The 9,946-nt window shown below is 48.4% G+C and carries 10 protein-coding genes; all 10 read left to right on the top strand.

Annotated elements, in window-relative coordinates; all coding sequences use genetic code 11:
- Positions 1-40: 40 nt before the first annotated feature.
- The 10 genes from Q7V48_06035 to Q7V48_05990 all read left to right on the top strand — a co-directional run bounded on the left by Q7V48_06035 (position 41) and on the right by Q7V48_05990 (position 9,794).
- The gene (locus Q7V48_06035) at positions 41-274 is read left to right on the top strand and encodes a hypothetical protein (GenBank protein ID MDO9210295.1); all 234 of its coding nucleotides are present in this window, start codon (positions 41-43) and stop codon (positions 272-274) included.
- Between the two features lie 317 nt (positions 275-591).
- Entirely contained in the window at positions 592-1,140 is a 549-nt protein-coding gene (locus Q7V48_06030; GenBank protein MDO9210294.1) for a 2-oxoacid:acceptor oxidoreductase family protein, read from the top strand.
- A 51-nt stretch (positions 1,141-1,191) separates the two neighbouring features.
- Positions 1,192-1,452 carry a 4Fe-4S binding protein gene (locus Q7V48_06025; protein ID MDO9210293.1) on the top strand — a complete coding sequence of 87 codons (261 nt, stop codon included), beginning with the start codon at positions 1,192-1,194 and terminating at the stop codon, positions 1,450-1,452.
- Positions 1,442-2,635 (top strand): pyruvate ferredoxin oxidoreductase, encoded by a 1,194-nt coding sequence (porA, locus tag Q7V48_06020; GenBank protein ID MDO9210292.1) that lies wholly within the window; start codon positions 1,442-1,444, stop codon positions 2,633-2,635. Before Q7V48_06025 ends, porA begins: the two co-directional genes overlap by 11 nt.
- A 2-nt stretch (positions 2,636-2,637) precedes the next feature.
- Complete coding sequence (locus Q7V48_06015; GenBank protein ID MDO9210291.1) at positions 2,638-3,522, top strand: thiamine pyrophosphate-dependent enzyme; 885 nt, start codon at positions 2,638-2,640, stop codon at positions 3,520-3,522.
- A 145-nt stretch (positions 3,523-3,667) separates the two neighbouring features.
- A complete protein-coding gene (locus Q7V48_06010; GenBank protein MDO9210290.1) occupies positions 3,668-4,762 on the top strand; it encodes an isocitrate/isopropylmalate dehydrogenase family protein in 1,095 nt (364 codons plus the stop codon).
- Between the two features lie 157 nt (positions 4,763-4,919).
- Positions 4,920-5,891, top strand: coding sequence for a zinc-binding dehydrogenase (locus Q7V48_06005; protein ID MDO9210289.1), 972 nt, complete (start codon positions 4,920-4,922; stop codon positions 5,889-5,891).
- A gap of 177 nt (positions 5,892-6,068) precedes the next feature.
- Complete coding sequence (locus tag Q7V48_06000) at positions 6,069-7,376, top strand: helix-turn-helix domain-containing protein (GenBank protein MDO9210288.1); 1,308 nt, start codon at positions 6,069-6,071, stop codon at positions 7,374-7,376.
- A gap of 91 nt (positions 7,377-7,467) precedes the next feature.
- Positions 7,468-7,944, top strand: a complete 477-nt coding sequence (locus Q7V48_05995; GenBank protein MDO9210287.1) for an NAD(P)H-dependent oxidoreductase subunit E — start codon at positions 7,468-7,470, stop codon at positions 7,942-7,944.
- Positions 7,941-9,794 (top strand): NADH-quinone oxidoreductase subunit NuoF, encoded by a 1,854-nt coding sequence (locus Q7V48_05990; protein ID MDO9210286.1) that lies wholly within the window; start codon positions 7,941-7,943, stop codon positions 9,792-9,794. The genes Q7V48_05995 and Q7V48_05990 overlap by 4 nt, the downstream gene beginning before the upstream one ends.
- Positions 9,795-9,946 lie beyond the last annotated feature (152 nt).

The following is a 9,946-nucleotide window of genomic DNA, read 5'->3' as shown; positions in this document are numbered from 1 at the left end:
ATATCGGAGGAGGCCTAATTCACGAAAATAGGAGGATAACATGGAGACGGAGCACCTGGAAAAGCGGTTTGGAATTTTGGCTGTGGAGAAGGGATTTATCACGGCAGATCAGGTCATTGATGCATTGAGGATTCAGGTGATGGAGGATATAGAAAAGGGAAAACACAGACTTATTGGCCGAATCCTATTGGAGCAGGGGCTGATTACCCTCTCCCAGATTGAAGAGTTGTTGGACTCCCTAGGGAAAAATCTGCCTTTATTTAAAGAACAGTGAAAAGAGCATCAAATGAAATTCCCGTTTCTTCTCCTGCTCTCCCGCAGGCCATTTTGGCTTAGCTCAACCGGAGCCGGCCCGAGGGCCGGGGCACTTCGCTAGGCATCATAAGGCGGTGGTCTTTCCATGGGGCCAGGCGGAAAAAAACACCCCGCCGCGCACTGCGGAGTCCAAGCCCGCCCTTTGAGGTAAGCAATTTACCCGGCCGATGCTGCCGGCACTCATTGCCCCAGCCCCCGGGCCACGACAAAGGTTGTCGGTAAAATAAAATTTAAAACGAATTTCTGTCTCAGGATACTAGAATGGAGGTAACATAATTGATTGAAGTGAGATGGCATGCCAGAGGCGGACAAGGGGGATTTACCGCAGCGAGATTGCTGGGACTTGCAGCTTCGGTATTTGGTAATAATTATGCTCAGGCTTTCCCGTCGTTTGGTCCTGAACGGAGAGGCGCCCCTGTACTTGGATTCACGAGGATTGATAACAAGCCCATTATTGACCACAGCCAGGTGTACACCTGTGACTATGTCGTGGTTCTTGATGAAACTCTTATGGAAACGGTGGAGGTTACCAAAGGGTTAAAGGACGGGGGTAAAATACTTATCAACACCAAGTTGAGCCCGGATCGTTTTAAATTTAATGGAAACTTCACTGTGATCACCATCGATGCGACAACAATCGCCATGGAAGAGTTAGGTTCTCCAATTGCGAATACTGCTATGCTGGGAGCATTTGCTGCAGTGAATGACTTTATCGATATCGATTCAATTTTAAAAGCGGTTGATAAGGGAATGCCTGAAAGCCTGCGCCCAAAAAATAAAAAAGCGATTGAGCATGCCTATAAGGTAATTCGGGGGGAGAAATAAATGGCAAAGCCGCAGATCGTGAAATTCAAATTTCCGGAGTCCTTACAAGAAATGCCTCTTGGGCCCAGCGCCGCGGCAGGTATATTAACTGAACCCAATGCCGGCTGGAGAGTGCAAAGGCCCATTATCGATCATTCAAAATGCAGTAAGTGTCTACTATGCTGGGTTTTATGTCCGGAGGGGGTGATCGATAAAGAAAATGAGAAGCTCGAAATCGATATGAATTATTGCAAAGGCTGTGGATTATGTGCTCATGAGTGCCCAAAAGATGCAATCACGATGGTTCGGGAGGGCGAAGCGGATGATCAATAAAGCTAAAAGTTCCAATTTAGATTTCTTAAACGGCGATGAAGCTGTAGCGTATGGGGCGAAATTATGTCGACCCCATGTCATACCTGTCTATCCCATTACTCCTCAGACGATCGTTGTGGAACGTATATCAGAATTTGTCGCCAATAAGTTAATGGACTGTGAGTACATACATGTTGAAAGCGAGCACAGTGCCATGTGCGCAGCCATGGGCGCATCTTTGGTTGGTGCTCGGGCGTTTACCGCCACCTCTTCCCAAGGTTTGGCGTATATGCATGAGATGCTTCATTATGTAAGCGGAAGCAGGTTTCCCATCGTAATGATGAATGCCAATCGGACATTGGCGGCACCGTGGAATATATTTGGAGACCAGAGAGATTCGCTGGCCCAGAGGGATACAGGATGGATTCAGGTTTATGTAGAAAATGGACAAGAAGCCTTAGATATGATCATTCAGGCCTATGTCATAGCAGAAAATGACCGGGTATATACTCCGGTAATGGTTAACTTAGATGGATTTGTAAATACGCATACGTATGAGCTGGTAGACGTACCCGGACAACACGAGGTAGACGAATTCTTGCCGCCCTTTAAATCCAAGAACGCCGTCGATTTCAACCATCCGCGAAGCTTTTGTATGACGGCATCGACGGAATGGAATACTGAGTTCAGGTACCAGCAGCAGCAAGCTATGAATAATGCCAAGGAAGTGATAGAAGAAGTTGATAAAAAGTTTGGAGAAAAATTTGGCAGATATTATGGCGGCCTGGTAGAAGAGTATAGATGTGAAGATGCTGAAGTCGTACTTGTCGGTATGGGCAGTGTAATAGGCACTTCCAGGATCGTAGTAGATAAATTGAGGGATATGAGTTTAAGAGTTGGTCTTGTGAAACTCAGATTTTATAGGCCGTTTCCTATGGAATACTTTAAAGGTTTAAGCACAAGGGTGAAAGCGATTGGAGTCATAGACCGCGATATATCATTCGGATATGAAGGGGCCGTGGCCTCTGATATAAAATCTGCTTTGGGCAGTTCCGGGGTGTGTCCGAAAAGTATCAACTTTATTGCCGGCATAGCCGGGAGGGATATAACCAAGGAAAACATCGAAGAAATGTATTACAAACTTTTTAACCTCACGAAAGGTAATGAAGAGAAAGAATTACAATTTATAGGATTGAGGTGGTAACAATGGTTAAAGTAAAAAACCTCACGGATAAGGAGTATCTATATGGCCACAAGGCTTGCCCGGGATGTGGACTCGGTACAATCGGCCGGCTCGCCTTGAAAATTTTGGGTGAAAGGACAATCGTTGCCCTTCCGGCAAGCTGTATGTCTACAGTTACAACTCAGTATCCGCAGATGAACTATGCCGTGCCATCGCTTACCATGGCTTTTGCCGGGACAGGAGCCGTATTGACGGGTATGTCAGCAGGGCTAAAAGCCCAGGGCATAACCGATGTTCATGTTTTAGGGTTGGCCGGCGACGGCGGCACTGCCGATATCGGTTTGCAGGCCCTGTCAGGAGCTGTAGAACGTGGGGATGATTTCATTTATATTTGTTATGACAATGAGGCCTATATGAATACCGGAGTACAGAGGAGCAGTCTGACTCCTATCGGCGCCAACACGACCAATTCTCCAGCAGGTACTGCGTCCTACGGTGAGAAAAAACCCAAGAAGAATTTGTTTGAGATAATGATTGCTCACAGAATACCTTATGCCGCGACAGCCAGTTCAGCTTATCCCTATGATTTTATGAACAAGGTAGAAAAGGCTAAAAGTATCCAAGGACCCAAGTTCATACATATTATGTGCCCATGCCCTACGGGATGGGGGTTTGCATCTGACCTTACTGTAGAGATTGGTAAACTTGCGGTTGAAACCGGTATGTGGTATTTAGCTGAATATGAAAATGGGAAAGTTAAAATGAATGTTATTCCCAAAACAATAAAACCTGTTGAGGAATATCTTATGAAGCAAAGAAGGTTCAGACATTTAACTGCGGAAATCATTAAGCTTATCCAGGAACACAGAGATAGTGAATGGACGCTGATCAGGGAGAGGTGGCTTTAGGAAGGGACATAGGTTCTACATTTACAGCCAGTGGCGAAAAAGGCGGACAGGTTGTCGCCTGACTATAACCCAAGGTTAATCTTACGGAGTGTTGTCCGGTGGGTTCCTTGCATGAAGAGAAGAGGAGAGGAGGAAGTCTGAGAAGATGAAATCATATGGCATTGTGGTTTTGCCCGGAGATGGCATTGGGCCCGAAATCGTCGAGGCCACTGTAGAGGTCCTCGACAAGGTCCAGGACTTGGCTGGCGACTTTCGTTTGTCTTATGCTTTTCACCAAGCTGGCGCGACTTACTATCTTAAAAACGGAAAAAATATGTCTGCGGAAACATTCGAGGCTATCCGTCAGTCCGACGCTACCTTAAAAGGACCGGTGGGATTACCCGAAGTGCGTCTGCCGGACGGTACCGAAGCCGGAACGCTGGGAGGCGTGCTCCGGAATGGTTTCGACCTCTATGCCAATGTCCGCCCGATCAAACTATTTCCCAAAGTGCCCACGCCGCTCAAAGACAAATCTCCGGAGAGCATTGACTACATCATTGTCAGAGAAAACACTGAGGGCCTTTATGCTTCCCGCGGCCGGGGACTCGTCACCGAGCAGGCCGCCACCGACACCTTGTTGCTTACCCGCAAGGGATGCGAGAGGATCTGTCGCTTCGCCTTTGATACGGCTTTACGCAAAGCAAAGGGAGCCCCCGAAGACGGCCGGAGAAGAGTCACTTTGGTGGAAAAAAGCAACGTTCTGAGAAGCTTTTACTTCTTCCGGCAGGTGTTTGCCCAGGTGGCCAAGGAAACACCCGAGGTGGAGACCGAAACCCTCTATGTCGACGCTGCCGCGGCGGCTTTAGTTAGTAAGCCCCAACATTTCCAGGTGATTGTCACCGAGAATATGTTTGGGGATATTCTCAGTGATCTGGGGGGAGCAACCATAGGAGGATTGGGGATGTGCCCTTCGTCGAATGTGGGGGAAGAGCGCGCTTATTTCGAGCCCATCCATGGCTCAGCTCCGGACATAGTCGGGCGAAACCTGGCCAACCCGCTTTCCCAGATCAGGGCCGCAGGCATGATGCTGGAATATCTGGGGCGCAAGAGGGATGCCGATCTGCTGGAGAAGGCCATCTGGCAAGCACTCGAAAAAGAGCGTTTCTCCATCTCGACGGCCGGTCAGGTAGAGAAGGGTGCCAAGGTAGTCGTCGCTGCGCTTAAGGAAGAACTGGAACGATGTTACGCAGCGGCGCGATAGGCTCGCAGAACTCTTTCCACGGCGGTGGTCGGTGCAATGGAAAGCAAGATTGATGAATAAATGGGGTCAAACGTACATCATGAAGTTTTGGCAATAGCGGGTAATGCCGCATGATAACAATGGGCGATCGATAGGGAATTAGAAAGGAAAGGATGAGATGATCATAAAGACCATTTGTCTTCCCGAGGCTAAAAAGGTTGAAGTCGTGAGTAAAGAACTTGCCAAGCCGGATGATGGACAGGTTTTAGTCAAGACTTTCCAATCCTCTATCTGCGGGACGGACAAAAATTTATACAGCGGAATTCTCCCTCCCGGGAATACCTTTCCCATTACTCTGCTCGGTCATGAGGGTGGAAGAGTTGTCATGGAGGCGGGCAAGAAGGTGCGCAAGTACAAAGTAGGCGACCGGGTGATGTCCTGTAAAAATAACGGGACTTTTGCTGATTACTTTATCGCCCAAGAAGAGAACCTGCACCTAATTCCCGCGGAAATGGACATGGACTTAGGGTGCCTGGGCGAGCCACTCGCCTGCATTATGTACTCAATTTTCAATTCCGGGGTACAACTGGGGGATACCGTCGCGGTAATGGGTTTGGGGTTTGCCGGTCAGATCATGGTCCAGGGGGCAAAAAGAAAAGGAGCTCTAACCGTCGTGGGAATCGACCCCTTGGCCGGGAAGCGCGTTTTGGCTAAAAATCTGGGAGCGGATTATGTTTTCGACCCGAAGGATCCAGATGCCGAGCAGGCCATACGAAACATTACCGAGGGCCGGGGGGTAGACGTGGTTTTCGAGGCTGCCGGGACAGAGGATTCAATGAACATGGCCACGAGGATTCTGAAAAAAAATGGGATTTTAGTCCTTTATAGCTGGGTGATGGAGCCCATTCGTCTGGCCATAAGTCGCTGGCATGATGATGCCATTGACATCCGCACCACTTGCGTTATGCATTTGAACACCCCTTTTGAAAGATTTGCCTGGTTCGACCGTCTCCTGTCACCCTACTGGAAGGGCTTGATCCAAGTTAGGCCATTACTTACCGCCACGGTTTTTTTGCAAGATATCGCCAGAGGATTCGAGTTAGCCTGCCAGCCGGATGCGATTAAAATTTTAGTCAACCCCCGGGATTAAAGGGGCGGCCCCGAACGGCGGCCCCGAACGGCGGCCCATTTTGCTTGACACCCCAGGCTAAAATTCCCTAAAATATAATCCCAGCGGAGGGTAGATCAAAGAAGGGATTTTTTTATCCCCCCGGGGAAACGTCAGCTACACTCTTAATGGCTTGCGGTGGAGTGCAATTCCCGAAAAATGAAAACCAAAATTTCTTCCGGGATTGGTTATTTGGATCATCTTTTAGGTTTCCTCAAGACCGGTGACAATGTCATCTGGGAGGTTGAGGCCGGGACGTATATCGAGATATTTCTTCAATGCTTTATCGAACATACCTTGAAGAATGGATATCAAGCGGTCTACGTCAGTTTCAACGTTTCTCCTTCTACGCTCACCAAACGATTAAGCCACCTTCCCAACTTAGAGAATTTGACCATTTTAGATTGCTTCACCTCCGGCAAAGGGAACAACGATTCCCTCTTCGCTCAATTCTATGAGAAAGAAAAAGAGGGATGGGCCGGAAATGTGATCAAGGTCGAAAATCCCAAAGACCTCTCCCAGTTTCGCGTGGCCATGGATCGCGTGGAGATTAAAAAGGGAAAAGCTGTCCGCTACATCTTTGACAGCCTGACCGGCATGCAGGATGTCTGGGGAGATGAAAATGCGACCTATAAATTTTTTACTTACTCCTGTCCCCGCCTTTATGATCTTCAGACCGTTGCCTACTGGGTTTTGGAGAAAGAGGCCCATGCTCCATCTTTCAAAGCTAATTTGAGGCATATCACTCAGGTAGCCATCGAACTGGACAAAAAAAATGGTGAACTCCTTTTAAAAGTGATTAAAGTGGAAGGAAGGTTTTCCCGAAATGTATTTCTCCCTAAGCGCTACGAAGTGTGGGGCCAAGAGGTTGTCTTCCCTTCCACGGGAGGACGCAAACCCATTAACTTAGGCGGAAAAATCAAGGTTCTAAGAATGAAAGTGGGAATGACCCAAAAAGAATTGGCTGAGCAGGTGGGCTTGACCCCCAGCTTTATTTCTCAGTTAGAGAAGAACCTGATCAGCCCTTCCCTCGATTCCCTCCTGAAGTTGAGTGAAAAATTGCATACTTCTCCCGTTTTTTTCCTTAGGGAAGGGGAAGATGGAACCCAGCGGAAGATGGTCATCAAGCCCAGTGAGAGGCAGGAAATTCAACTAAAGGAGATGAAAATTCCCGACGTAAAATTACAGCTCTTGGTTTCCCACGTGCTTAACCGCAGGATGGAACCTTACCTTTTAACTCTGCGGCAAGGAGCAACGATCAAAGGACACTTCTGCAGTCACAAAGGGGATGAATTTGCATATATAATAGAAGGAGAGTTGGAAATTGAGATTCAGGGGGAAAAACAGATGTTGAGGCCAGGGGATGGTCTATATATAGAATCAACAGTCCCCTCCAAATGGGTTAATATGGGGGAAGGGGAAGCGGTCCTTTTATGGGTATTAAGTCCACCCAGCGGAGGGTTGTGAAATAGGGGGGGCTAAATTTTTTTGCCCTTAGAATTAATTAGAAATTAATTTATATTCAAAATATTAAGTGAGATTAACTTTGGAGGTGAAAATGGAATTGGGAGCGGTAAACGGGATCATCGACAAATACCAGGCCAAGATAACATCTCTCATCAGTATCCTTCATGACATTCAAGATCAGTATAACTATTTACCCGAGACGGCCTTGAAAAAAGTCGCCTCCAGGCTCCAGATGGATCTCAATGACCTTTACGGGGTCGCCACCTTCTATAAATCCTTCAGCTTGGTTCCCAAAGGGAGGCATTCGATTACTCTCTGCCGTGGAACTGCCTGCCATGTCCAGGGTGGCCCGAAGATTCTGCGGGAGATGAAAAAAGAACTGGCTATTGAACCCGGTCAGACGACCAAAGACAAAAACTTTTCTTTAGAGGTCGTCAATTGTCTGGGGGTTTGTGCCATTGGCCCGGTAATGGTCGTCGATGGAAAATTCTACGGGGAGATGAATTGGGTGAAAGCCAAACGAATCGTGGAGAAGATAATGAAAAAGGGAAACGGGGGGAGGGCATGAGGAAGATCAAGTCGGCAGCTAATTTAGAGAGGGCGAGGGAACAAATCATTTCCAAGCAGAAGAAATATGCCGCCGTCATCTCGGTGTGTGGAGGGACTGGATGTCAGGCCTATGGATGTGCAAAGGTAAAGAGGGCTTTCCAAAGAGGATTGGGAAAAGAAAAATTGCGAGGAAGGGTAGCGTTGAAGTACACGGGGTGCCCGGGATTTTGTGAGAGGGGACCCTTGGTGACCCTCTACCCCCAGAACATTTTCTATCAGCGGGTTAAAGTGGAAGATGTTCCGTTAATAATTTCGGAGACAATCCAGAACGGAAGGAAGGTAGAACATCTCCTCTTTGAGGATTCGGTAGATCGACAGAAGATTATCTCTTCCCAGGAAATCCCATTCTATCGATCCCAGATGCGGCTCCTCTTGAAAAATAACGATCTCATTGATCCAACCCAGATTGAAGATTATGTCGCCGTTGGCGGCTATCAGTCATTGGCCAAAGCGATATATCAAATGAATCCTGAGCAGATTATCAAAGAGATAAAGGACTCGGGTTTGAGAGGAAGGGGAGGGGCAGGGTACCCCACCGGGAAAAAATGGGAAGAATGTAGGAAAACACCTGGGGACACAAAATACATCATCTGCAACTGCGATGAGGGAGATCCAGGGGCTTTCATGGATAGAAGCCTGTTAGAGGGGAACCCCCATTCCATCCTTGAGGGGATGTTGATTGGGGCCTATGCCATAGGAGCGAGTCAGGGTTTTATTTATGTCCGCCACGAATACCCTTTAGCCCACAAGCATGCAGAGATCGCCATCACCCAGGCCAGAAAGTCTGGCTTGCTGGGCAGGAATATTTTGGGCTCTGGTTTTGATTTCGAAGTGGAAACGGCTAAGGGAGGCGGGGCCTTCGTTTGCGGAGAATCGACGGCGTTGATCGCTTCGATCGAGGGAAAAGTTGGAGAGCCCAGGAGCAAACAGGTCCATACCGTGATGCAAGGGCTCTGGGAAAAGCCAACCAACCTCAACAATGTAGAGACCTGGGCGAATGTTCCGTTGATCATCCGTCAGGGAAGCCAGTGGTTTTCTTCCATTGGCACGGAAAAGAGCAAAGGGACAAAGATTTTCTCTTTGGTAGGGCGGGTGAAAAACACCGGGCTGGTCGAGGTGCCGATGGGGATTACCCTTAAAGAAATTATTTTTGACATCGGGGGCGGCCCCAAAGACGGAAAAGCCATTAAGGCCGTGCAAACCGGGGGACCTTCGGGTGGCTGCATCCCCGCTTTTCTGTTTGACCTTCCGGTGGACTATGACAGTCTCACCCAAGCCGGATCTATGATGGGGTCAGGCGGGATGATCGTCCTGGATGAGGGGACCTGTATGGTGGATATGGCTAAATATTTCGTCCATTTCTTGCGAGAAGAATCCTGCGGGAAGTGTCTTCCCTGCCGCGAAGGATTAAAAAGGATGGGGGAAATATTGGACGGGATCACAGCCGGGAGAGGAAACAGGGAAAGCCTGTTCCTGCTCGAGGAATTGGCGGCAGTGGTGGCCGATACTTCCCTCTGTGGGCTGGGGAAAACTGCGCCGAATCCGGTCCTCTCCGCTCTGAAGTATTTCCGTCCTGAATTTGAAGACCACATTGATCAGAAGAGATGCCCGGCGGGGGTCTGCACCGCTCTCATCCATTATTCCATTGCCGAGGAGAGTTGTGTGGGGTGCGGGGCCTGTAAGAAAATTTGTCCAACGAAGGCGATTGCAGGGGAGAAAAAGCAGAGTCACCGCATACTTTCAGAACTCTGTTCCCAATGCGGATCCTGCAGGGATGTTTGCCAAGTGAATGCTGTGTGGGTCCAGTAAAAGGGGGAGACATGGAAAACAAAACCGTAAATATTACCTTGGATGGAAGTTCGATCGAGGTGGAGGAAGGAAGCACCATCCTCCAAAGTGCTCTTCAGTTTGGTATCCATATTCCCACGCTCTGCTATTTGGAAAACCTTTCTCCCTATGGA

This window comes from Deltaproteobacteria bacterium, assembly GCA_030654105.1.
Taxonomy (GTDB): domain Bacteria; phylum Desulfobacterota; class SM23-61; order SM23-61; family SM23-61; genus JAHJQK01.
This window is presented reverse-complemented; position numbering and strand designations above follow the sequence as displayed.

Bases quoted from the DNA above. Each gene is read 5' to 3' on its own strand.
- Q7V48_06035 (MDO9210295.1), top strand. From the start codon at position 41: ATGGAGACGGAGCACCTGGAAAAGCGGTTTGGAATTTTGGCTGTGGAG.
- Q7V48_06025 (MDO9210293.1), top strand. From the start codon at position 1,192: ATGCCTCTTGGGCCCAGCGCCGCGGCAGGTATATTAACTGAACCCAAT.
- porA (MDO9210292.1), top strand. From the start codon at position 1,442: ATGATCAATAAAGCTAAAAGTTCCAATTTAGATTTCTTAAACGGCGAT.
- Q7V48_06015 (MDO9210291.1), top strand. From the start codon at position 2,638: ATGGTTAAAGTAAAAAACCTCACGGATAAGGAGTATCTATATGGCCAC.
- Q7V48_06010 (MDO9210290.1), top strand. From the start codon at position 3,668: ATGAAATCATATGGCATTGTGGTTTTGCCCGGAGATGGCATTGGGCCC.
- Q7V48_06005 (MDO9210289.1), top strand. From the start codon at position 4,920: ATGATCATAAAGACCATTTGTCTTCCCGAGGCTAAAAAGGTTGAAGTC.
- Q7V48_06000 (MDO9210288.1), top strand. From the start codon at position 6,069: ATGAAAACCAAAATTTCTTCCGGGATTGGTTATTTGGATCATCTTTTA.
- Q7V48_05995 (MDO9210287.1), top strand. From the start codon at position 7,468: ATGGAATTGGGAGCGGTAAACGGGATCATCGACAAATACCAGGCCAAG.
- Q7V48_05990 (MDO9210286.1), top strand. From the start codon at position 7,941: ATGAGGAAGATCAAGTCGGCAGCTAATTTAGAGAGGGCGAGGGAACAA.